The following is a 25,791-nucleotide window of genomic DNA, read 5'->3' as shown; positions in this document are numbered from 1 at the left end:
AAGTTAGTGGGCAGTTAACAGTCTTCAGTAAGCAGTATAAAAAAATCCGATGAAATTATTTCATCGGATTTTTTTATTTGTTGTCATTCCTGCGAAAGCAGGAATCTATTATTTATGGAAATAATTTATAAATATCTTCACGTTTTACAAAACGACCGATTGTAATTGTATCGTCTAAATAATAAATTCCTAATCTATAATTGCCAATTCTAATTCTGTAGGCATCTGAATGACCAGACATTGGTTTTACATTTTTTATTTCTGATAAATTTTCAGCTAATTTTAAATCAGCTACAACGTCAGCTATTTTTGACTTTAACTTACTATTTTTAATTTTGTTTACGTCTTTTAATGCTTGGCGTAAGTAGATAATTTCCATTATTTTAATGCATTTAAAAACTCTTCTTCACTTACTGTGTCAGTTCTATCTGCTTGTTGCATCAATAATAAAAGTCCTATATCCTCTTTTTGTTCATCTGTTAAACTATCTAATTGTTCTTTTTCTTTTGTTTTCACAAACAATTCAATAGCTTTTTCCATTAAGGCCTTTACGCTTAATCCTTCAAAAGCAGATAATACTTTCAGTTTTGTAAGAATAGTATCATCTATTTCTATTAATTTCTTCATATAATGTAAACTTTATTTTATTTTAAAAATTTAACACAACAAATATAAAGTATATATTTTATATATAAAATATATACTGCAATAAAAATCCGATGAAATTATTTCATCGGATTTTTTTGTTTCTATTCCAGCGTAAGTAGAAATCTATTTTTCTTATGTCTTAGTTCTTGTCTCTAAAATCAATGTACTTTTATTCAACCAACTTAATATCACTTGCAAAAAATCGTCCGTTTTCTACTGTGCCAGTAATTTCTGCTTTTCTAATAACATTACAGAAGCCAATTTTCTCATCATGTGCATCGCCAAAATCATCAATATTAAAACCATCAACAAAATAAGCTTTATCATTAAACCTAACCGCTAAGCTACACTCTTCAGCATCTAAATGAAGCTGACATATACCGCAAGAAATTTCTGCAACTTGCTTAATTTCTTTCTTGTTAGAACAAGAAGCTAATATTAATAAACTTAAAACGATTAATTTTTTCATAATTATAATTTTTATGAGTTCTCGACTGCGCTCGAACTGACACTTCGTAATTTACGAACACCTATTTGTAGGTTTCTGTCACATCGAGTGATTTTGATTTTTTTATCAAAATTGTATCGAGATGTTTTACCCAACAGTGATAACTGCCAACTGCTACTGAACACTGCCTACTTATTTCCCGCCCCAAGAATCTCTCAATCCAACAATTTTGTTGAAAATTAAGTTATCTGTGGTAGCATCATCATCAACATTAAAATAGCCCATACGCTGAAACTGAAAACGTTCTCCAATTTTAGCCGTTTGTAAACTAGGTTCTACAAAAGCAGTAATTACCTCTAAAGAATTAGGATTTACAAATTCCATAAAATCCTTGTCTTTATGAGCATCAGGAGCTTCATCTAAAAACAACCTGTCATAAGCTCTTACTTCTGCTTTTACAGCATGTTTTACAGAAACCCAATGCAAAGTACCTTTTACTTTACGCTTGCTTTCTTCCGTATCCATTCCAGATTTTGTTAATGGATCGTATGTACAATGAATAACGGTAATTTCTCCGTTTTCATCTTTCTCACAGCTCGTTGCTGTAATAAAATAAGCATTTTTTAAACGAACCTCTTTTCCTAATTTTAAACGGAAGAATTTTTTGTTAGCCTCTTCTCTAAAATCTTCACGTTCTATGTAAATTTCTCTAGAAAAAGGAACCTCTCTTGTTCCAAAACCTTCTTCATAATCATTATAATCAGCCGTTAACATTTCTTCTTGTCCTTCAGGATAATTATCAATAATTACTTTAACTGGGTCTAAAACACCCATGACTCTTTTAGCCGTTTTGTTTAAATCCTCACGAATTTTAAACTCTAAAAGTGCTACGTCAATTATATTTTCACGTTTAGAAACACCAACCGTTTCTATAAAACTCTTAATCGATTCTGGAGTATAACCACGTCTACGCAAACCAGAAATAGTAGGCATTCTAGGATCGTCCCAACCAGAAACAACTCCATTTTCTACCAACGTTAACAATTTACGTTTACTCATAATTGTATAACTCAAATTCAAACGAGAAAACTCACGTTGTTTTGGCGGATTCGGATATTTAGAACTACTATAATTATATACATTATCTCTAAACCAATTATACAATTCTCTGTGAGGTTTAAACTCAAGAGAACATAAAGAATGTGATATTTGCTCAATATAATCACTCTCACCATGCGTCCAATCGTACATTGGGTAAATGCACCAATCATCACCCGTTCTGTGGTGAGATTTAAACATAATTCTGTACATTAAAGGATCACGCATCAACATATTTGGGCTCTCCATATCAATCTTTGCACGCAAAGTATGTTCCCCTTCCTTAAATTTTCCATCCTTCATTCCTTGAAATAATTCCAAGTTTTCTTCAACAGAACGATTTCTAAAAGGGCTATTTGTACCAACCTTCGTTGGCGTTCCTTTTTGTGCTCTCATATCTTCCGAAGATTGAGAATCTACATACGCTTTACCATCCTTTATTAACAAAACTGCCCAATCGAACAATTGCTGAAAATAGTCTGATGAATAACATTCATTTGCCCAAGAATATCCTAACCAAGAAATATCTTTCTTAATGGCATCTACATATTCTTGTTCTTCTTTTGCTGGGTTTGTATCATCAAAACGCAAATTTACAGGCGCATTATACGTCTCACCTAAGCCGAAACTAATTCCGATTGCTTTTGTGTGACCAATATGTAAATACCCATTTGGTTCTGGCGGAAAACGAAAACGTAAATTTTCTTTAGGCATTCCGTTTGCTAAATCCTCTTCAATAATATGCTCTAAAAAATTGAGCGATTTTTTCTCTTCAGACATCTGTTTCGGTACAAAATTAAGCCTCAAAATTACATAAAATAACTCATTTTTAAGTCCTTTTTTTTGGGTGTTTCCCTGCGGGTCGTGCTTTACACTGTAGTTTTTTATAGTTTTAGAAAAAAAACTATAAAAAAGCTGCCGTTTCAATCACTAACACGGTGTGTAGAAAGTCAATAAAAATCCGTTAATAAAGCTATATTTGTACTTTTAAAATACAAAATGGGAATAATACAAGTAAACAATATTAAACTCTATGCTTTTCATGGATGTTTAGACGAAGAAGCAAAAATAGGATCTGAATACAGTGTAGATGTAGAAATTAAAGCTAATTTAAAAAAATCATCTAAAACAGATGAGTTGGCAGATACGGTAGATTATGTACACTTAAATCGTATTGTAAAAGAAGAAATGGCAATTCGTTCTAAGTTGTTAGAAGAGGTGGCACAGAGAATATTAGATAGAATTTTTAAAGAAATTTTAATGGTAAAAAAAGCCAAAGTTTCTGTAGCAAAAATCAATCCACCTATTGGCGGAAATGTAGAAGAAGTGGTAATTATTCTTACAAAAAAGCGATAAAGTAAAAAAACACTTGCAATCCTTGTAAATTTGCTTAAATTTGCAATCCTTAAAAACATATTTTCAATTTATTGTAAATTAGTTTTAAGATAAAAAGGTGTCTTGGCCGAGTGGCTAGGCAATGGTTTGCAAAACCATGTACAGCGGTTCGAATCCGCTAGACACCTCCAAAAACCCCAATCTTTAAGATTGGGGTTTTTTTTGTTTTACGCGAATACTAAATAAACAGTAACGAATACTAAACGGTTACCCTTAAGTTAAAAAGGAACACTTATTTTTGATAAGTGTATACAAATACAATTATTATGAAACTGAAAAATCTACTTTTAACAACCTCAATTTTGCTATTAATTTTTTCTTGTAAGAAAGAAGAAATTAAAACAGATAACATTTACAAATTTAAAGAATATATAAGTTATACCACTTCTGGAGTGGTTTCTATAGCTAATAATATTGAAGTAAACTTAGCAAAAGAAGTAACAGGTTGGGAAGTAAATAAAGAAATTTCATCAGAAATTATTGCTATAAAACCATTTGTAAACGGAACAATTAAAACGGTTAATAAACATGCTTTTATTTTTATTCCTGATGAAGTTTTAGATGCAAATACAGAATATAGTGTAACGGTAAAATTAAAAGAGATTTATAAAAATACACCTCAGGGTTTTAGTGATTATACATTTCAGTTTAAAACAATTACACCAAATTTTAATGTCCAGACCAATAATTTACAATCGTATTCTAAAGAATATCAATATGTAGAAGGTGTTGTAAAATCTGCAGATGTAATCTCTTTAGAAAATGCTAAAAAGCTATTAAATGCTTCTCATAATAACGATTCAAAAAATATAGTTTGGAATGAATCCTATGAGAAAGGAAAAATATTCGAATTTAAAATTGATAGTATCAAACGATCTATAGAAGATTCTAAATTATCAATTTCTTGGAACGGAAAAGCAATCAATGCAACCTCAAAAGGAGAAAATGAAATTATAATTCCTGGTAAAAATAATTTTAAAGTAGTTCGTTTAAAAGTAAACAATAGTACAGAACAATACATTTCTATCAACTTTTCTGATCGGTTAAAAAAGCAACAAAATTTTGATGGTTTGGTTACTGTTCAGAATGAAAAGAAACCTCGTTTTATCGTTAACGGAAATGAGTTAAAAGTATTTTCCGAAAATAAATTTGAAGGAGATATTTTAGTTTCTGTTTTTGAGGGAATTAGAAATTCTAATGATTTTAAACTCAAAAAATTATTTAAAGAAACCATTACTTTCGAGCAAAAGAAACCACAAATTAGATCCATAAGTAGCGGAACAATTTTACCAAACTCTAAAGATTTAAAATTCAATTTCGAGGCCATCAACGTAAAAGAAGTAGATGTTAGAGTTATTAAAATTTATGAAGATAATGTATTGCAGTTTTTGCAAGAAAATAGCATCAATAGTAACAATGAATATCAGGTTAAACGAGTTGGTAGAGGTGTTGCTAAACAAACCATTACTTTAGTTGATAGTAAAAAAAACAATGCACAAAAATGGAAAGCATACAGTGTAGACTTGGCTAAAATGTTTGAGGCAGAACCTGGAGCAATTTATAGAGTAGAACTGAGTTATCATAAAAATCAGGTATTTTACAAATGTTCAGAAAATAAAGATTCCAACACAAATTTAGAAGGGTTTGAAGATGAGAGATTTGACGATTTAAGTAAGATTGAAGACGAGAACGCAAGAGAAGAATTGTATTGGGATAACAAATTATACGATTACAGAGACCGTGATTATGATTGGCGAGAAAGAGACAATCCTTGTTCAGATTCTTATTATCGCTATAAAGAAGTAACTCAGAATTTACTAGCTTCTAATTTGGGAATCATTGCAAAAAAAGGGACAAACAATTCTTATTTCTTTGCGATCACTAATATTTTAACGACAAAACCAGAAGCTGGTGCTACCATAAAATTATATAATTTTCAGCAACAAGAAATTCTTTCTACCAAAACAGATTCAGAAGGATTTGCAAATGTAGAAACCGCTAAAAATGCTTCTTTTGCAGTGGTGTCTAAAGGGAATAATAAAGGCTATATTAGATTGTTAGACGGAAATTCTTTGTCTTTAAGTAAGTTTGATGTTGCAGGAAGTAAAACTCAAAAAGGTTTAAAAGGATATTTGTACGGAGAACGTGGAGTTTGGCGTCCTGGAGATGATGTGCACTTAACTTTTATGCTAAATGATGCCGATAATAAGTTGCCAAAAAATCATCCTGTAAAATTAGAAGTTACAGACCCAAGTGGTAAGTTGGTGTATAAAAAAGTGACTTCAGAGAATCTTAATAATTTTTACAAGTTTACATTTTCAACAGTACAAGAAGCAAAAACAGGAAACTACAATGCAGAAATTTCTGTAGGTGGCGCAAAATTTTCTAAGAGTTTAAAAATTGAAACGGTAAAACCAAATCGTTTAAAAATTAAAGTAGATTTTAATGATGAGGTTTTATCTAACAACAAACCTATAAACGGAACCTTAGATGTAAAATGGTTGCATGGTACACCTGCAAAAAATCTAAAAGCAGAAATTAAAGCCAAAGTTTCTGCGGCTAATTATAGCTTTAAAGCGTATGAAGATTATGTTTTTACAGATCCATCAAGAGATTTTTCATCCGAAGAGATAAATGTTTTCGAAGGAAAATTAGATGCGAACGGAATGGCAAAAATCAATAGTAAATTAAGTATTGGTAAAAATGCTCCGGGCATGTTAAACGTTCAGTTTTTGATAAGAGCTTTTGAAAACGGAGGAGATTTTTCTATAGATGCTTTTACTAAAAAGTATGCGCCTTTTGAGTCTTTTGTAGGGTTAAAATCACCAGAAGGAAATAGATATGGTTCTTTCTTTACAGACGAAAATCAGACGTTTTCTGTGGTTTCGGTAGATGAAAAAGGAGTGCCAACTAAAAGAGGTGAAATTGAAGTAGAAGTGCATCAAATTAAATGGCGTTGGTGGTGGAGTTCTTCCGAGGATAATTTATCTAGATATACTTCTAGTACGTATCAAAAACCTTATAAAACGATAAAAATTAGTACCGATTCTAAAGGAAAAGGAAGTTTTAAATTAAACATTCCAGAAAGAGATAGAGGTCGTTTTTTAATACGAGTTATTGATAAAAAAAGTGGTCATGCAACCGGTAGAACGGCTTATTTCTATAAAAATTGGTGGCAAAATGCTGGTTCTGGCGATAAAGAAGCCGCTAAAATGTTGGTTTTTTCTGCAGATAAAGAAAAGTATGCTGTTGGCGAAACTGCAAAAATTACATTTCCTTCAGGAAGTAAAGGACGTGCGTTAATCAGTATAGAAAACGGTACAAAAGTTTTAGAAACTAAATGGGTAGCAACTCAAAAAGGAACAACTTCTGTAGAAATTCCTATCAACAAAAACATGGCACCCAATGTGTTTGTAAACATTTCATTATTGCAACCACATCATGTTTCAGAAAACGATTTACCATTAAGGTTGTTTGGTGTAATTCCACTTTTGGTAGAAGATAAAAACACCAAGTTAGAACCTCAAATTTCTATGCCAGATGAGTTACAGCCAGAAAAAGAGTTTGTGGTAAAAGTTTCAGAAACAAACAACAAAACCATGACCTATACTTTGGCGGTTGTAGAAGAAGGTTTGTTAGATTTAACACGATTTAAAACTCCAAATGCATTTGATGTTTTTTATGCAAGAGAAGCTTTAGGTGTAAAAACTTGGGATATTTTTGATGATGTAATTGGTGCGTATTCGGGCAGCGTAGATCAAGTTTTTGCCATTGGTGGAGATGGAAGTGCTGCAAAAGGAAAAAGTAGAAAAGCAAACAGATTTAAACCGGTTGTAAAGTTTTTAGGTCCGTTTTATTTAGAAAAAGGAAAAACAGCTTCGCATAAAATTACCTTACCAAATTATATTGGCTCTGTAAGAACAATGGTGGTTGCAGGTGATGTAAATAAGGAAGCTTTTGGAAATGCAGAAAAAGCGGTGCCTGTTAAAAAGCCTTTAATGGTATTGGCTACGTTGCCAAGAAAATTATCGCCAAAAGAAAAAGTAACGTTGCCAATTACCATTTTTGCAATGGATAAAAAAGTAAAAAATGTAACGGTTCAGGTAAAAACGTCTAACGGAATTGCGGTTATTGGCAATAAAACGCAGAACATCAATTTTGAGAAACCAGATGAAAAAATGGTGTATTTTGAAATGGATGTTTTAAAAGCAAACGGCATAAATACGGTAGAAATTATTGCATCAGGAAACGGAGAAAAAGCTACTTATAAAGTAGAGTTAGATGTTGTAAATCCAAACCCAATTACCTCTAAATTGGTAGATGCAACGATTGAAGAGAAGCAAGCACAAATCATTAGTTTTAATACATTTGGTGTTGCAGGTTCTAATACCGCTACGTTAGAATTGTCTACAATTCCGCCTATTAATTTCTCTGGTAGATTGGCGTATTTAATTCAGTATCCACATGGTTGTGTAGAGCAAACTACGTCGAGCGTTTTTCCTCAATTATTTCTGAATGATATTTTCGACTTAACGTCGGATAAAAAACGCGAAATTCAGGAAAATATAGAAAACGGCATTAAACGATTAGGAAACTTTCAGCAAGCAAATGGAGGTTTGAGTTATTGGCTTGGAGAAAATTATGTAAATGATTGGGGTACAACATACGCAGGTCATTTTATGTTAGAAGCTGCTAAAAAAGGATTTGTTTTACCGTTAACTTTTAAAAGTAATTTTATCAAATATCAGAAAAATGCTGCAAGAAACTGGCGACCAAATTACAGTAATAATTACACAGATTTAGCGCAAGCTTACAGATTGTATACATTGGCTTTAGCGGGTAGTCCAGATTTATCTGCAATGAATAGAATGCGCGAGTTTAAACAAATTTCTAACGAAGCAAAATGGCGATTGGCTGCAGCGTATGCATTGTCAGGCCAAAAGGAAGCGAGTAAAGAAATTATGAGTACTGCAAATATTAATTTCACCTCTTCTAAATACAATTATTACTCTTATGGCTCTGTAGATAGAAACCGAGCAATGGCTTTAGAAACCATGCTAATTACAGATCATAAAGACGTTAAAAGTGTAGCGAAATCTATAGCCAAAGAGTTGTCTAGTAAAAGATGGATGAGCACACAATCTACCGCGTATAGTTTGTTGGCAATTGGTAAAATGGTTGTTAAAAACGGAGGGAAAGCCATGAATTTGAAGTATACCAATAATGGAAAAACAGTTGCAATTAAAACGCAAAGTTCTATGGTGCAACGAACTTTAAATGTAAAAAATGGTGCAAATGCTATCAACATAAAAAATGATGATAATATTGTTTTTGCAAGAATTATCAATTCTGGTCAATTGCCTTTGGATGATGAAATTACCGAAGGTAGAGGTTTAAGTGTTTCTGTTCAGTATAAAGATTTACAAGGAAAGGCTATTGATATTAAAAACCTGAAACAAGGTCAGGATTTTGTAGCAAAAATTACGGTAAGTAATCCTAAAAACGAAACGGTAAATGATATTGCGTTGACGCAAATTTTCCCGTCTGGATGGGAAATTGTAAACACACGTTTTACAGATTTTGGAACAACTATAAAAAGTGAAGCACGTTATACAGATATTAGAGATGATCGCGTTAATTTTTATTTCGATTTAGAGCATCAATCTAAAAAATCAGAAACAAAAACGTTTTCAGTTTTATTAAATGCAGCCTATTTAGGAACTTATTATTTACCCGGAATTCAGGTAGAAGCTATGTATGATAATGATTATATGGTGATAACTAAAGGAAGTTGGATAAAGGTTATTAAGTAAAGAAATGTCATTGCGAGGAACGAAGCAATCTTTCGATTAAAACAACAGATTCCTTTGTAAACTCACAATGATAGATAAAAGTAAGATTGTCATTCCGAATGACGTAGGAAGAGGAATCTCATTATGAATATTTGGTTTGTGAGATTTCTCAATCGCCGAAAAGGCTCATTTTGAAATGACAATTAAACCTTAAAAGAAATAAATACATCAAAAATTGAAAATAACAAACTACATAAAACGTCATAAAAAGAAAACAATACTAGTGGTTGTTTTGCTGATTTTCTATGTGTTTTGTTTGCCTAATAAATTATTTACAAAGCCAACATCAACCGTAATTACAAGTAACAAAAACGAGTTGTTGGGTGCGTTAATAGCAAAAGATGGGCAATGGCGTTTTCCGCATAACGATTCGGTTCCGAAGAAATTTAAAACCTGTTTAATTCAGTTTGAAGATGAACATTTTTATGAACATCCAGGGTTTAATCCGGTTTCTATTTTTAAGGCATTAAAACAAAATTTACAAGCAGGAAGTGTAAAAAGAGGTGGAAGTACCATTACGCAACAAGTAATTAGATTAAGTAGAGATAATAGACCTAGAACTTATTTTGAAAAAGTAAAAGAATTAATTTTAGCAACGCGTTTAGAGGTTAGAGCATCAAAAGAAAAAATTATAACCTATTGGAGTTCTAATGCGCCATTTGGCGGAAATGTTGTAGGTTTGGACGCAGCATCTTGGCGTTATTTTAATAGAAAAGCTACAGATTTATCTTGGGCAGAATCGGCAACTTTAGCCGTTTTACCCAATGCGCCAAACTTGATTTATCCGGGGAAAAATCAACATAGATTATTAGCAAAAAGAAATCGATTATTAAAAAAGTTACTCACTAAAAAAATAATAGATTCATTAACATACGAATTATCCGTTTTAGAAGAGTTGCCACAAAAACCATATCCGCTTCCACAAATTACATCGCATTTATTGCAAAAAATTAACAAAAAAAATAATGGAAAATTTGTAAAAACTACCATAAATAAAAAGTTGCAAATTCAAACAAATTTAATTGTTAATAATCATTATAAACAATTGAAAAATAATGAGATATATAATATTTCTGTTTTGGTTTTAGATGTAAAAAATAGAAAGGTTTTAACCTATGTTGGCAACTCTGAAACAACGCCAAAAAATCAAAAATATGTAGACGTTATAGATAAGCCTAGAAGTACCGGAAGTATTCTAAAACCATTTTTGTACGCAGCCATGTTAGATAGTGGAGATTTGTTGCCAAATATGTTAATTGCAGATGTACCCACAAACTTTGGAAGTTATCATCCAGAAAATTTTGATAAAAAATATGCTGGAGCAGTTTCGGCAAAATTAGCCTTGGCTAAATCTTTAAATGTGCCAACTGTAAGAATGTTGCAAAGTTTTGGATTGGAAAAATTTCATGATTATTTACAAAAGTTGAAGCTTAAAGATTTAAAGAAAAATCCTAATTACTACGGATTAACATTGGCTTTAGGTGGTGCAGAAAGTAATTTATGGGATTTATGTAAAAGTTATGCATCGATTGCGTCTACGGTAAATCACTATTCAGAAAATTCGAGTAGGTACTTTAAAAATGAATTTTGTGAACCTACTTTTTATGCTGATAAAAAAATAGATTTCGGAGAAAAATCCGCAGAAAAAATAATTTTTGATGCCGCTTCTATTTACCTCACTTTTGAAAGTTTAAAGGATGTAAATAGACCAAATGCAAGTCAGAATTGGGAGTTTTTTGATTCTTCTAAACAAATTGCATGGAAAACTGGTACCAGTTTTGGTTTTAGAGATGCTTGGGCAATAGGAACCACTAAAGATTATGTAGTAGGAGTTTGGGTTGGGAATGCAGACGGAGAAGGAAGACCTGGTTTGGTGGGTGTGCAAGCTGCAGCGCCTATTTTATTTGCTGTTTTTGATAAATTACCAAACTCAGCATGGTTTGAAAAACCTTTTGATGAAATGACAGAAATAGAAGTTTGTGCTAAAAGTGGTTATAGGGCTGCTGAAAATTGCGAAGAAAAAACTGTAGAATTTGTACAGAATGCAGGTTTAAAAACCAAACCTTGTCCATATCATGTGTTGGTAAATGTAGATGCGTCAGAAAATTATCAAGTAAATACTTCTTGTGAACGCTTAGAAAACATCAAACAAAAAAAATGGTTTGTGTTGCCTCCATTAATGGAGTACTATTACAAGGATAAAAATCCGTTTTATAAACCATTGCCAAAATTTAGAACTGATTGTTTGGGTGCGGATAAAAATGTGATGAAATTTATGTATCCAACAGAAAAAAGCACCATTTTTTTACCAAAGAACTTTGATGGAAAAAAGAATGAACTTGTTTTAAAAATAGTACATGCCAATAAGGACGCAGTATTGTACTGGTACGTAGATAAAACATATTTAGGTACAACAACAGAAACACATGAATTTGGGGTTCATTTAAAGAGCGGAAGTTACCTTATTTCTGCTACAGATAATTTTGGAAACGAAATTCATCAACAAATAATAATAAAAGAGTAATTTATAGAAAGAAGTTAAAGTGCAAATTATCGAAGCTAAGTAGCAGTTTGTCGAAATAAAAGATGTTAAAACGGTTTGTATTGTACTTTTGTTTCTCACTATTAAAAATTCTATTGATTATGTTTTTACAAGTTTTTGCTCATAATGTATTTACATCAGCTAAAGCCGTTTTTGAAAATCAATTAGTATTTGTAATTTTAGGTTTGGTTATTTTAGTCTTTTTAATTTTAAGAATTGCTAAATCTTTAAGTAAAATGAGTTTTAATAAGGCTAATAATAAGTCGGGTTATAACTCATAAAGTATTTTAGGTTTTAATAGGTAACCTTTAGATTTTTCTTAACAAAAACTTATATAATTTTCTACATCTTTGTTCTCTTGTACTTTTATGAAGTATTGTGAATATATTAAGTCTTAATTGATTATTTTTATAGTCGATTTTTTTTATGATTTTAATCTACACAGAATGAAGATATATCCTATAGAAACTGGTAATTTTAAATTAGATGGTGGTGCAATGTTTGGTGTTGTACCCAAAACTATTTGGCAAAAAACCAATCCGGCAGACAATAATAATTTGATAGATATGAGCATGCGAAGTATGCTTATAGAAGACGGAAATCGTTTAATTCTTGTAGATACAGGCTTAGGAGCAAAACAATCGAATAAATTTTATAGCTATTATTACCTTTTTGGAGATTTCTCTTTAGATTCTTCTTTGGCAAAACATGGTTTTCATAGAGATAATATTACAGATGTTTTTTTAACACATTTACATTTTGATCATTGCGGAGGAGCTATAGAATGGAATGCCGAGAGAACTTTTTTACAACCCGCTTTTAAAAATGCAAAATTTTGGTCTAATGATAAACATTGGCAATGGGCAACAGACCCCAACCCAAGAGAAAAAGCATCTTTTTTCAAGGAAAACATCAACCCTATTAAAGAAAGCGGACAATTAAATTTTATTCACAGTAACTTTAAAGAACAAATAGGTTTTGACGTTCTTTTTATGGATGGCCATACAGAAAAACAAATGTTACCAATGTTGTCTTATCAAGGTAAAACCATTGTTTTTGTAGCAGATTTATTACCAACTATTGGGCACATTCCATTGCCTTACGTTATGGGGTATGATACAAGGCCTTTATTAACCTTAAAAGAAAAAGCAGCATTTTTAAACCAAGCTGCAGACAAAGAGTATTACCTTTTTTTAGAACACGATGCTTATAATGAAATTTGTACGGTTCAGCATACAGAAAAAGGAGTTAGATTAAAGAATACACATAAATTTATAGACATATTTAATTAAGATAAGTGAGATTATGAGAGTTTTAAAACCTATTTTTTACGTAGCTTTTGCTGGTTTAGTTTTTTCTAGTTGTAAATCAATTTCTAAGATTCCTGTTCCACAGGGGGCAACAACGGTACTAAATGCAACCGCTAAAAAAGGAGTGTTGTCTGAGGATGAATTGAATAAATGGAGTCATGCAGACTTACTAACAGATTCAATTCCGGGTATGAGTCTTGAAAAAGCATATCAGTTTCTTTCTGGTAAAAAAGGAGTACAAGTTGTTGTTGGTGTTGTAGATTCTGGAACAGATTTAGCGCATGAAGATCTTAAAGATGTGGCTTGGATTAACCCAAAAGAAGTTGCAGGTAATGGAATTGATGATGATAAAAATGGTTTTATAGACGATATTAATGGCTGGAATTTTTTAGGGAGTATTTATAAAGAAAATTTAGAATACGAAAGAATTGTAAAAGATCCATCTATTGCCAGTAAAGAAGAAGCAAAAGAAGCAAAAGCGTTTTATGATAAAAAACTAGAAGGTGCAGAGAAAAGTAAATTAAGATACGAGCAAATGTTACAAGGAATAACAAATGCAGATGACGTTATTTCTAAAAACTTAAATAAAACAGATTATACTAAAGAAGAGGTTTTAGCTATTGTTACCGAAGACCCTGCTTTATTACAAGGTGTTGCGATTGCTAAGCAAATGTTTAGTTTTGGTTTGCCATCTTTAAGTGCAGCAAAAGCAGAACTTACTAAATTGGTTACAAGTTCTGCAGATTTGTTAAATGGAGATGCTTTAAAGAAAGACTATAGAGGTGCTGTTGGAGACAATGCTTATACAATGGATGTAAAGGTTTATGGAAATAATAAAACCGGTCACTCTGTAAAAGATGAAGCACACGGAACACATGTTTCTGGTATTATTGCTGCAAGCAGAAATAATGGAATAGGAATGAACGGAGTTGCAAATCACGTAAAGATAATGGCTGTTAGAGCTGTACCAGACGGAGATGAGTATGATAAAGATGTTGCTTTAGGTTTACGTTATGCAGTAGATAACGGAGCAAAAGTAATTAACACAAGTTTTGGAAAAGGATATTCGCCTAAAAAAGAATGGGTTTATGATGCTATAAAGTATGCCGCTTCTAAAGATGTATTAATTGTAAATGCAGCAGGAAATGATGGTAAAAATATTGACGTAGAAAGAACGTACCCTAACGATTCTAAAGATTTAGAAACAGAAATTTCTGACAACGTATTAACAATTGGTGCAATGAGTGCTAATTATAACGAAAAATTACCAGCTAATTTTTCTAACTACGGTAAAAAGAATGTAGATGTTTTTGCACCTGGAGTTCAAATTTATTCTACAACTCCAGAAAATGAGTATAAAAAATTTAGTGGAACTTCTATGGCTGCGCCTTCTACAGTTGGTGTTGCAGCGTTAATTCGTTCTTATTATCCTAAATTAACTGCAAGTCAGGTAAAACATATTTTAATGAATTCTGGTATCAAAATTAATTTTGATGTAATTCAACCAGGTTCTCAATCAAGAGAAAATCCAGAAGGAGTAAAAGTTCCTTTTGCAGACTTATCTGTTTCGGGTAGAGTTGTAAATGCCTACAATGCCTTAAAAATGGCAGACGAAATGGTAAACGGAAAAAAATAATTATTAATTTTAAAAAGCAGCATTGTAAAAGATGCTGCTTTTTTTTGAACTTTAATCAACTTAAATATGAGAAAAATTTACTTTTTAGGATTGTCGCTTATCATGTTAACTTCTTGTACGGTTACAAAAAACACAACTTCTGTGTCTAAAGAAACCTATTGGCAGCAACATGTAGATTATACAATGGACGTAGATGTAGATGTAAACAAATATCAATACAAAGGAAAACAGACTTTAGAGTACACAAATAATTCTCCAGACGATTTAGATAAAGTATTTTATCACTTGTATTTTAATGCATTTCAACCAGGATCTCAAATGGATGTTCGTTCTTTAAATATTAAAGATCCAGACAGAAGAGTAGGAGATAGAATTAGTAAATTACAACCTAATGAAATAGGATACATTAAAGTAAACTCATTAAAACAAAATGGCGTTGCAGTTTCTCATGAAACCGTTGGTACAATTTTAGAAGTACAATTAAATAAACCTATAAAATCTGGAGAAACAGTTACTTTAGAAATGAATTTTGATGCTCAGGTTCCTGTTCAAATTCGTCGTTCTGGAAGAAACAATAAAGAAGGAGTTGCGTTATCTATGGCGCAATGGTATCCTAAATTAGCAGAATACGATTTTCAGGGTTGGCATACACCTCCTTATATCGCTAGAGAATTTCAAGGTGTTTGGGGAGATTTTGATGTAACTATCCATATCGATAAAAACTATACGGTTGGTGGTTCTGGAAATTTACAAAACCCTCAAGAAATTGGTCATGGGTATCAAGATGATTCAAAAGAATTAAACTTGCCTAAAGGCGATAAATTAACATGGCATTTTAAAGCACCAAATGTGCACGATTTTATGTGGGCAGCAGATCCTGCATACATTCATGATGTTTTAAAAATGGAAAACGGAATTGATTTACACTTTTTATATAAGAAAGATCTTGAAGAAGTTTATTTAAAAAACTGGAAAGATTTACAGCCTAAAGTAGCCGAATTAATGACGTATTATAGTGCGCATGTTGGTCAATATCCATACAAACAATACTCTGTAATACAAGGTGGAGATGGTGGTATGGAGTATGCAATGTCTACGTTAATTACTGGTAAACGTAAATTCGGGAGCCTTTTTGGCGTAACAGCACATGAAATGGCACATACTTGGTTTCAGTTTTTGTTAGCCTCTAACGAAAGTTTACATCCTTGGATGGATGAAGGTTTTACAACCTATATTTCTAACAAAGCAGAAAACGAAATTTTAAAAGAAAACAAAGAAAATCCACATGCAGGTTCTTATAAAGGATATAGAACAATTGTTGCAAAAGGGTATGAAGAATCTTTGTCTACACATGCAGATAGATACAACACAAATTGGGCGTATAGTACCGCAAGTTATTCTAAAGGAAATATTTTTTTAAGTCAGTTAGAATATGTTATTGGTAAAGAGAATGTTGCAAACGGATTAAAAAAGTATTTTACAGATTTTAGTTTTAAACATCCAACTCCAAATGATATTAAACGTTCTATGGAAAAAACTGCTGGATTGGATTTAGGATGGTATTTAAATGAATGGACACAAACTACACACACCATAGATTATGGAGTAAAATCTGTAGATAACAAAACAATTACTTTAGAGAGAATTGGGCAAATGCCAATGCCAATGGATGTTGATGTAACTTATGTTGATGGGACATCAGAAAGTTTTAACATTCCATTAGAAATGATGAGAGGTACTAAGCCAACAACAGCAACCATTTTAAAAGATTGGGGTTGGGCAATGCCAACATATTCTTTTACAGTTTCTAAAGCTGTAAAATCTGTTACTATTGATAAAAGCGGATTAATGGCTGATATTAATTTAGAGAATAATGTTCTAGAAGTGAAGTAAGAATGTTAAAAGATTATGAAAAACCTCTCCTACTTGGAGAGGTTTTTTTATTTGGTTACTTTTGTAATTGGCAACATCAATAGATGATCAATATTGTTGTCTTTTCGGGTAAAATAGATATAATGTTGTTATGTTCTAATATTTACATTTATCAAGAAATTAATTTTATTAAAATATACATAATTGAAAAATCACCTCTCCATACGTCTAAATTTTAGTGATTTTTTTTATCTCTATCTTTTTTTCTTTGTTTTATTAAGTGCCTCTTTTTCTTCGAGTGCACAACAACATGCTGTAACCGCTGTTTATGGCGATAATGGAGGTTTTTATACTTCTACAACGGCTGTGCCTGTAACTTATGATGATTCTAATAATTTATTAGGGTTTACAGTAGATGGTGCTACATATTCTACCTGTGTTAATGACGCAACTTTAACAGCAAATAATATAACGTTTACAAGCGGAAGTTTTGTTTCATTTCCAATGCCAGCCTCTATTGTTTATGGTACTAATAATCAAGAATTAATTGGGGTTGGAACTAACTGGGGTGGAGTTTCTCAAAATAATAGTGCAACAGATTATATTAAAACATTTAGCCCTATTGTTCCTTCATTCTTTGTTAGAGACGGTAGTAACGGTTTAGAGTTAGCAACAAATTTTTTTAATATAGAAAGTCAAGTAATCATATACGATGCTATTGTAATAAATCAGGCGGTAAGTATTAATGATGCGATGCCAGATATTATTGTAACTCAGACAGGAGCTCCTGGAAATACAGATAAGTTTAAATTTATAGATAGTGCAGGTGTTATAGTAGGGGCGGAAATCAACGTTACTTTTGGAAATGTAGCTATTGTAGGAGGAACAGATTGGACTATTTATAGGGTAAATCCTTCTACAGGTACCGTGTCAAATACTTTTGGGATAGATACTTATAGAGATCTAAGAGTTCTATCTATCAATTTAAGTGATTTTGGCATAACAACGAGTAACTTTAACCAAATAACTAATTTTGTACACACTACATCTGGTAGTACAGATATTGCTTTTACGGCATACAATTCTGATGCAATAAAAATATTGCTACCAGCAACAGATTTAGAAGTATCAAATTCAATGATTTCTGCAGATGATTTTTGTGCGCCTACTACTGCTACTTTTACAACAACGATAACTAATAAATCTGCTACCGAATTATCAAAAGATTTTGAGGTAGATTTTACAATACCAGTTGGTATGACGGTAACAAGTAACTCCGCAGTTTTTTCTGAATCAGGTGTTTCTCCTTTATCAGCAAGTTTTAATAATACGAATAATACCTGGACTATTGATAATTTATCAGTAGGAGAAAGTGTTACGTTAACGGTTAATACTTCTGTAAGTACGGCTTCATTTCCTATCAGTTTTACAGCTACAGCAACGGGGGTGTTTCAACCAGATAGTGATCCAAGTAATAATACACAAACAATATCTGAAGCCGGTGAAGACAATGATTGTGATGGTGTAAAAGATACGGATGATTTAGATGATGATAATGATGGTATTTTAGATACTATTGAAGGAACTGGAGATTTTGATGGAGACGGAATTGCTAATTATTTAGATTTAGATAGTGATGGAGATGGTTGTCCGGATGCTTTAGAAGCAACAGGTACTGTTAAGCAAACGGATTTAGATGCTAGTTTTGTAATTATCGGAACAGTAAATGCACAAGGAATACCAACTTTAACAGAAGCTGGTGCTGGAGCAGGACAAGATATTGGTGATAGCCAAAATGGAAGTGTTTTAGCTTGTGATACTACTGATACTGATTTAGATGGAATCATTGATATTATTGATTTAGACGACGATAACGATGGTGTTTTAGATACTGCAGAAAATGCATCTAGTGGAAACCCGATTGCAGATACAAATAAAAACGGAATTATAGATTACAAAGATCCAAGTCTTAGTGGTTTCGTAGACTCTAATTCAGATGATATAGATGATCGATATGATCTTGATTTAGACGGAATTATAGATCAATTTGATACGGACGCAGACGGAGATGGTTGTCCGGATGCTTTAGAAGGTGGTGCTACTTTTACTTTTGCAGATGTAGATGGTAATAATCGATTAAAAGGAGATATAGATGGAAAAGGTATTCCTGTTGTAGCAACTAGTAATGGTCAATTATTAGGAAGTAGTCAAGATGATTTAGTACAAGATTCAAGTTGTAGTTTGCTGCCTGTAATTATTAGTCAAGTTTATCAAACGGCGTCAGGTAACGCAATAGAGTTAACAAATATTGGAACAACAACTGTAACCAATGTCAGTTTAGTTTTATTTAAAGATTTAGGTACTGCTTCTGCAAGTGCTATTTTGCCTACGGCGGATTTAACAATAGCAAGTATACCTGCAAGTGGCTCTGTTGTTATAAAATCTGTTGCATCACTTCCGGGAGTTACTTTTATAAATAATCCTACCGAATTAACAGACGCAAATATTACTGATTTTGCTGGAGGAGACGACACTATAATTCTTTCAAAAACCGTAAATGCCTCTGCTTGGGAAAATAGATATGATGTTGTTAAGAATATTAGTAACACAACATCTTTGGTTCGTATCGATGAAATAACAAAAGCAAATACCACATTTACTGCAGCAGAATGGCTTTCTTTTGTAGATGACTCAATAGAAGTTGTTGGAGATTCAGATCCAATTCCTGCAATTGTAAGACATGCAAATGCGCCGCTTTTATCAGAAGTAAAGACACCAATTAATGAAACAAATTGTGGTTTAGGTTTGCATAGAATAAGTCCAACTATTCGTACAGGAGCTGCGTGGAGTAATGGTTTTCCAGATAAGTCTAGAAGTGTAATTGTTAGAGAAACGTATACACATTCTACAGGTAATTTAAATGCAAGAATATTAGATGTGCAAGGTAGTAATGTGTTAAGTGTTAGTGATAATGCGTTAATTGTTTTAAACAACACGAATATTAATGTAAATGCACAGATTAGAATTTTAGGTATTGGACAGTTTGTGCAAGTACACGATGGTAATCGTAATGTAACCGGTAATGGAAAACTATTAATAGATCAAAAAAGCGAGGTTCCTAATGTGTTCAGGTATAATTATTGGTCATCACCAGTGGTAGAGTTTATTGGCGGAAATACGTATAGAGTTTCAGAAATTATGAAAGATGCTGGAGGTGAGCTTACTGCTAGTTCAATAATTACAAATATTAATTTTGTTGGAGGTTATGATGGGGCTGCTACTAGTCCTATACAAATAGCAAGTTATTGGATTTGGGCTTACTTTAATAGTACAGCAGGTAATGATTGGGTGCAATTAAAAGATACGGGGTATTTATCTAAAGGTTTAGGATATATTATGAAAAGTACAGGTGCGAATCCTCAATATTTTACTTTTTATGGAAGTCCAATTGATGGAGATATTTCATTTAACTTATCTGCAAATACAAATAGTCTTTTAGGAAATCCATACGCAGGTACTTTAGATGGTAAGGCATTTATATTAAATAATGAAGATACAATTGATGGTACGCTTTATTTTTGGGAACATTCTGGAGAAGCGACAGATCAAGGACATGTAAAAGGAGGCTATGAAGGTGGTTATGCCCAATTAACTTTTTCTATGGGTACAGCTGCCACTAGTGTTGTTGAGGGTACAAGTGGGTTAACAGACTCTTACACATATACAGAGCCAACAAGATATATCGCTGTAGGTCAGGGTTTTTTTGTTCTTTCAGATACAGATGGAGGAACCATTAATTTTAATAACAAGCAAAGAAGTTACCAAGCAGCGGAACCTCATTTTTTTAAAGGACAAAAAAAGAAAACAACAGATAATACGTTACCTATTTTAAAGTTAGGGATTGATTTTACAAATAAAGACTATTTAAAAATTCATAGGCAAATAGGTGTTTCATTTAATGAAAATCATTCTTTTGCTTTTGATTATGGTTATGAAAGTGTAATGATAGATATTCAATCATCTGATGTATATTGGAATTTTGATGAAATAGATAATCAGAAATTAGCTATTGCAGGAGTTGAGAGTATAAATGATAATTTAAAAGTACCGCTTACAATTCTTGTTGATTCTAATGAACCTCTTTTTATAAGGATTGATGAATTAGAAAATATTGACCGTAAAATTTATTTATTAGATGCATTAGAGAATACAACTAGAGAATTAAAAGAAGATGAGATGGTGGAATTAGAGTTGGCTAAAGGAACTTATAAGGATCGTTTTTTTATCACCTTTAATGAAGCTAATGTGTTATCTGTTTCTGATGAGGTTTTAGATTTTAGTTTAAGAGTTTATTTGGATGACAATTCGAATGCAATATCAATACTTAACAATACCAATCTTTTTATAGAAAATGTAGAACTATTTAATGTGTTAGGTCAGCAAATTAAAACATGGAACCCAAATGTTGTAGATGAAAAAATAGACTTAGAAGTTGGTAATTTATCAACCTCAATTTATATTGTTAATGTAAAAACGAACAAAGGAACTTTTACACGTAAAATTTTTAAAAAATAATAAAAAATAGATACTGTATTATAAAAAACCTTTCTGAATAAGAAAGGTTTTTTTGTTATGTAACAAATCTTACAAAACTGTACTTTAAAATCAATTATCTTTGTAGTTATGAATGAAAACTTAAATCCTGAAAACGACAACTTATCTAATGAAGATTTAGACGTAGAAAAAAAATTACGTCCACTTTCTTTTGATGATTTTACAGGACAAGATCAGGCCATAGATAACCTAAAAATATTTGTTGAAGCAGCAAATCAAAGAGGAGAAGCTTTAGATCATACACTTTTTCACGGACCTCCAGGTTTAGGGAAAACAACTTTAGCACATATTTTAGCAAATGAATTAGAAGTAGGGATAAAAGTTACTTCTGGTCCTGTTTTAGACAAGCCTGGAGATTTAGCTGGTTTGTTAACAAACCTAGATGAGCGTGATGTATTATTTATTGATGAAATTCATAGATTAAGTCCTATTGTAGAAGAATATTTATACTCTGCAATGGAAGATTATAAAATTGATATTATGATAGAATCTGGCCCAAATGCCAGAACAGTTCAAATAAACTTAGAACCTTTTACTTTAATTGGAGCAACAACCCGATCTGGATTGTTAACTGCGCCAATGAGAGCACGTTTTGGAATAAGTAGTAGATTACATTATTACAAAACAGAGTTATTAACAACCATTATTCAAAGAAGTGCTTATATTCTAGGGGTTCCTATTTCTATGGAATCTGCCATAGAAATTGCAGGTAGAAGTAGAGGTACACCAAGAATAGCAAATGCTTTATTAAGAAGAGTTAGAGATTTTGCACAAATAAAAGGAGACGGAAGTATTACCATAGAAATTGCAAAATATGCTTTAAAGGCATTAAATGTAGATGCGCATGGTTTAGATGAAATGGACAATAAAATCTTAATGACTATTATTGATAAATTTAAAGGAGGACCTGTTGGTTTAAGTACCATTGCAACTGCTGTTTCTGAAAACACAGAAACCATTGAAGAAGTGTACGAACCTTTTTTAATTCAGCAAGGTTTTATCATGAGAACTCCAAGAGGAAGAGAAGTAACAGATTTAGCTTACAAACATTTAGGACGCGTAAAAGGAAAAAATCAAGGAGAATTGTTTTAAAAGGCTTTAAGCTTTAGGCTGTAAGCTTAAAGCATATTGCTTAAAGCATATTGCTAAAGAATGAATATAAAAAAAATAATTCCAATTTTAGAGTGGTTGCCAAACTACAATAAATCTCTTTTTAAGGGAGATTTGTTAGCAGGTATAACTGTTGGTATTATTTTAATTCCGCAAGGAATTGCGTATGCTTTAATTGCGGGTTTACCACCAATTTATGGTTTGTATTGTGCTTTAATGCCACAAGTTATGTACGCCATTTTTGGGTCGTCTAGACAAGTAGCAATTGGTCCTGTAGCAATGGATTCTTTAATTGTTGCAACAGGAGTTTCTACTTTAGCTTTAGCGGGGTCTGATAGTTATATTTCTATTGCCATTTTATTAGCGTTAATGGTTGGAGCAATCCAATTTATTATGGGGATTTTTAGTTTGGGCTTTATTGTAAACTTCCTCTCTAAACCCGTAATAACTGGCTTTACATCCGCGGTAGCGTTAATTATTGGGTTTAATCAATTTCGGAATTTATTTGGAGTAGATTTTGTGCAAAGTGATCAATTACAGTATGTTGTAGTAGATGTTTTTGGTAGAATTAACAATTTTAATCACCCAACAACTATTATCGGATTAATTTCTGTCGTGATTATTATCATCCTCAGAAAAATCAATAAAAAAATACCAAGTGCCTTAATAGTTGTTATTTTAGGCATTCTAATTTTAAAGTTTTTTGGAAGTTCTATAGTTGGTGTTTCCATTGTAAAAGATATTCCTTCTGGGTTGCCAATTTTCGGAATTCCAGAGTTTGATATTGACTTAATAAGAGAGTTATTACCAATTGCATTTACGTTGGTAATGGTTGGATATTTAGAAACCATTTCTATAGGAAAATCGTTAGAAGCAAAACAGGACGAATATAGAATAAGACCCAATCAAGAATTAATAGCTTTAGGAATCAGTAATATGGTGGGGTCGCTGTTTAAAGCATATCCAACTACTTCTAGTTTTTCTCGTTCTGCAATTAACCAAGAAAGTGGAGCAAGAACAGGTATGGCAGCTTTAATTTCTGTTGTAATGGTTGTTATTACGCTATTATTTTTAACACCGTTATTTTATCATTTACCAAAAACAGTCTTGGCAGCAATTATTATAGTAGCCGTTTTTAATTTGGTAAATATTAAAGAAGCAGCTTTTTTATGGAGAGCAAATCATTTAGATTTCTGGTTGATGTTAGCCACATTTATTGGTACGTTATTATTAGGAATCGAATTTGGTATTATTGTTGGCGTAGGGTTGTCTTTAATAGTGTTAATTTATAGAACCTCTAGACCTTATGTAGCAGAATTAGGTAAAGTGCCTAACTCTAATTTTTACAGAAATAGAAGCCGTTTTGAAGAAGTTATTATAGAAGAAGATGTCTTAATTTTTAGATTTGATGCACAAATATTCTACGCAAATTCTAGCTATTTTAGAGATAAATTAGATGAAATGGCATATAGAAAAGGAGATGCTTTAAAATTGATAGTTTTAGATGCAGAAAGCATAAACAGAGTAGATAGTACAGGAGTAGAAATGCTAAAAGAGCGTATTAAATACTATAAAAAGAAAGGGATTACTTTTTTACTAGCAGGCGTAAAAGGTCCAGTAAGAGACGATTTATTTAGAAGCGGAATTTTATCAATTATAGATATCAATCACTTTTTTATGCGCTCTAATGATGCCGTAAAATTCTACAAAACTGGAGATAGAAAACAACAAGAAAAATATGCGAAATACATACATCAAGCATATCATTAAAAATAATTAGTAACTAAGTCTATAAGTAAAATTTTTGAAGTGAATTCAGAATTTTAAAACCTTGTAGGTGTTAAAAATATAAAAATGATCATAGAACAAATTTATACAGGTTGTTTAGCTCAAGGGGCTTACTACATAGAAAGTAATGGCGAAGTTGCTATTATAGATCCATTAAGAGAAGTACAAGATTATATAGATAGCGCAGCTAAAAACGATGCAAAAATTAAATATATTTTCGAAACGCATTTTCATGCAGATTTTGTGAGCGGACACGTTACATTGGCAGAAAAAACGGGAGCACAAATTGTATTTGGTCCAACAGCAAAAACTAATTTCGATGCAATTATAGCAGAAGATAATCAGGTTTTTAAAGTAGGAGATATTACCATTACGGTATTACACACACCTGGTCATACAATGGAAAGCTCTTGTTATTTATTAAAGGATGAAAACGGTAAAGACCATGCGCTTTTTAGTGGTGATACCTTGTTTTTAGGTGATGTTGGTCGTCCAGACTTGGCTCAAAAAAGTGATGTAACAGAAAAAGATTTAGCAGGTTTTTTATTTGATAGTTTGCGTACTAAAGTAATGACTTTAGCTGATGAGGTTATTGTATATCCTGCACACGGAGCGGGTTCTGCTTGTGGTAAAAACTTAAGCAAAGAAACGGTTGGTACTATTGGTCATCAAAAAGAAACCAATTACGCTTTAAGAGCAAACATGACTAAAGAGGAGTTTGTAAAAGAAGTTACAGATGGTTTATTGCCTCCTCCAGCTTATTTTCCTTTAAATGTAAAGTTGAATAAAGAAGGCTATAAAAGTATTGATGATGTTATTAAAAACAGTGAAAAGCCCTTATCTGTTAAAGATTTTGAAATCATTGCAAATGAAACTGGTGCAATTGTTTTAGACGTTCGTCATCAAACAGAGTTTGTAAAAGGATTCATTCCGCAATCTATTTTTATTGGTATCGATGGCGGTTTTGCTCCTTGGGTTGGTGCATTGATTAAAGATATTCAACAACCAATTTTATTAGTTGCTCCAGAAGGAAGAGAAGAAGATACCATTACCCGTTTGTCTAGAGTTGGTTTCGATAATGTTTTAGGATATTTAGAAGGTAGTTTTGATGCTTGGCAAAAAGCAGGTAAAGAAATAGATACCTTAACGTCTGTTTCTGTTGATGTTTTAGAAGATAAAATTAAAGAAAATGCAGTAGTTTTTGATGCTAGAAAACCAGGTGAATTTGCAAGTGAACATGCAGTTGTGGCAAAAAATACACCGTTAGATTTTTTAAATGATCATATTTCTGAGTTTCCAGAAAAAGGAGATTTTTATGTGTATTGTGGTGGTGGTTATCGTTCTGTAATTACGGCGTCTATTTTAAAAGCAAGAGGTATTCATAATGTAATTGATGTTGCTGGTGGTTATGCGGCAATAAGAAATACAAATATCGAAAGAACGGCAGCAGTGTGTCCATCAACTTTAAAATAAAATAA

15 protein-coding genes and 1 tRNA gene are annotated in these 25,791 nt (G+C 32.0%); 12 read left to right on the top strand and 4 right to left on the bottom strand.

Translation table 11 applies throughout. From position 1 onward, the window contains the following. Nucleotides 1-112: 112 nt before the first annotated feature. The 4 genes from GQR92_RS10865 to GQR92_RS10850 all read right to left on the bottom strand — a co-directional run bounded on the left by GQR92_RS10865 (nt 113) and on the right by GQR92_RS10850 (nt 2,974). Nucleotides 113-379, bottom strand: a complete 267-nt coding sequence (locus tag GQR92_RS10865) for a type II toxin-antitoxin system RelE family toxin (RefSeq protein ID WP_158839442.1) — start codon at nt 377-379, stop codon at nt 113-115. After that, nucleotides 379-627 (bottom strand): hypothetical protein, encoded by a 249-nt coding sequence (locus GQR92_RS10860; RefSeq protein ID WP_158839440.1) that lies wholly within the window; start codon nt 625-627, stop codon nt 379-381. The genes GQR92_RS10865 and GQR92_RS10860 overlap by 1 nt, the downstream gene beginning before the upstream one ends. A gap of 190 nt (nt 628-817) precedes the next feature. Next, entirely contained in the window at nt 818-1,117 is a 300-nt protein-coding gene (locus GQR92_RS10855) for a DUF6370 family protein (protein WP_158839438.1), read from the bottom strand. A gap of 171 nt (nt 1,118-1,288) precedes the next feature. Next, nucleotides 1,289-2,974 carry a glutamine--tRNA ligase/YqeY domain fusion protein gene (locus GQR92_RS10850; protein ID WP_158839436.1) on the bottom strand — a complete coding sequence of 562 codons (1,686 nt, stop codon included), beginning with the start codon at nt 2,972-2,974 and terminating at the stop codon, nt 1,289-1,291. A gap of 219 nt (nt 2,975-3,193) precedes the next feature. Here GQR92_RS10850 and folB point away from each other — a divergent pair, with 219 nt between their 5' ends. The 12 genes from folB to GQR92_RS10790 all read left to right on the top strand — a co-directional run bounded on the left by folB (nt 3,194) and on the right by GQR92_RS10790 (nt 25,786). After that, nucleotides 3,194-3,550, top strand: a complete 357-nt coding sequence (gene folB / locus GQR92_RS10845; RefSeq protein ID WP_068449179.1) for a dihydroneopterin aldolase — start codon at nt 3,194-3,196, stop codon at nt 3,548-3,550. Between the two features lie 96 nt (nt 3,551-3,646). After that, a tRNA-Cys gene (locus GQR92_RS10840) sits at nt 3,647-3,720 on the top strand. 135 nt (nt 3,721-3,855) lie between these two features. Then, a complete protein-coding gene (locus GQR92_RS10835) occupies nt 3,856-9,402 on the top strand; it encodes an alpha-2-macroglobulin family protein (RefSeq protein WP_158839434.1) in 5,547 nt (1,848 codons plus the stop codon). A 214-nt stretch (nt 9,403-9,616) separates the two neighbouring features. Then, the gene (gene pbpC / locus GQR92_RS10830; protein ID WP_233269831.1) at nt 9,617-11,965 is read left to right on the top strand and encodes a penicillin-binding protein 1C; all 2,349 of its coding nucleotides are present in this window, start codon (nt 9,617-9,619) and stop codon (nt 11,963-11,965) included. Nucleotides 11,966-12,084: 119 nt separating this feature from the next. Continuing rightward, a complete protein-coding gene (locus GQR92_RS10825; RefSeq protein ID WP_158839432.1) occupies nt 12,085-12,264 on the top strand; it encodes a hypothetical protein in 180 nt (59 codons plus the stop codon). A 165-nt stretch (nt 12,265-12,429) separates the two neighbouring features. Continuing rightward, complete coding sequence (locus GQR92_RS10820) at nt 12,430-13,275, top strand: MBL fold metallo-hydrolase (RefSeq protein WP_158839430.1); 846 nt, start codon at nt 12,430-12,432, stop codon at nt 13,273-13,275. A gap of 13 nt (nt 13,276-13,288) precedes the next feature. Further along, complete coding sequence (locus tag GQR92_RS10815) at nt 13,289-14,929, top strand: S8 family peptidase (protein WP_158839428.1); 1,641 nt, start codon at nt 13,289-13,291, stop codon at nt 14,927-14,929. A gap of 66 nt (nt 14,930-14,995) precedes the next feature. Beyond that, on the top strand, nt 14,996-16,822 hold the full coding sequence (locus tag GQR92_RS10810; protein WP_158839426.1) for a M1 family metallopeptidase: 1,827 nt from the start codon (nt 14,996-14,998) through the stop codon (nt 16,820-16,822). 183 nt (nt 16,823-17,005) lie between these two features. After that, on the top strand, nt 17,006-21,376 hold the full coding sequence (locus tag GQR92_RS10805; RefSeq protein ID WP_158839424.1) for a T9SS type A sorting domain-containing protein: 4,371 nt from the start codon (nt 17,006-17,008) through the stop codon (nt 21,374-21,376). 108 nt (nt 21,377-21,484) lie between these two features. Continuing rightward, nucleotides 21,485-22,507: a Holliday junction branch migration DNA helicase RuvB gene (ruvB, locus tag GQR92_RS10800; protein WP_158839422.1), complete on the top strand. Its 1,023-nt coding sequence runs from the start codon at nt 21,485-21,487 to the stop codon at nt 22,505-22,507. A 60-nt stretch (nt 22,508-22,567) separates the two neighbouring features. Continuing rightward, entirely contained in the window at nt 22,568-24,295 is a 1,728-nt protein-coding gene (locus GQR92_RS10795) for a SulP family inorganic anion transporter (protein WP_158839420.1), read from the top strand. An 84-nt stretch (nt 24,296-24,379) separates the two neighbouring features. Further along, entirely contained in the window at nt 24,380-25,786 is a 1,407-nt protein-coding gene (locus GQR92_RS10790) for an MBL fold metallo-hydrolase (RefSeq protein ID WP_158839418.1), read from the top strand. Nucleotides 25,787-25,791: the final 5 nt, after the last annotated feature.

Origin of the sequence: Polaribacter sp. L3A8, from assembly GCF_009796785.1 — a bacterium.
GTDB lineage: Bacteria > Bacteroidota > Bacteroidia > Flavobacteriales > Flavobacteriaceae > Polaribacter.
Note: the sequence above shows the minus strand (reverse complement) of the source record. Positions and strands in the feature narration are given on the sequence as shown.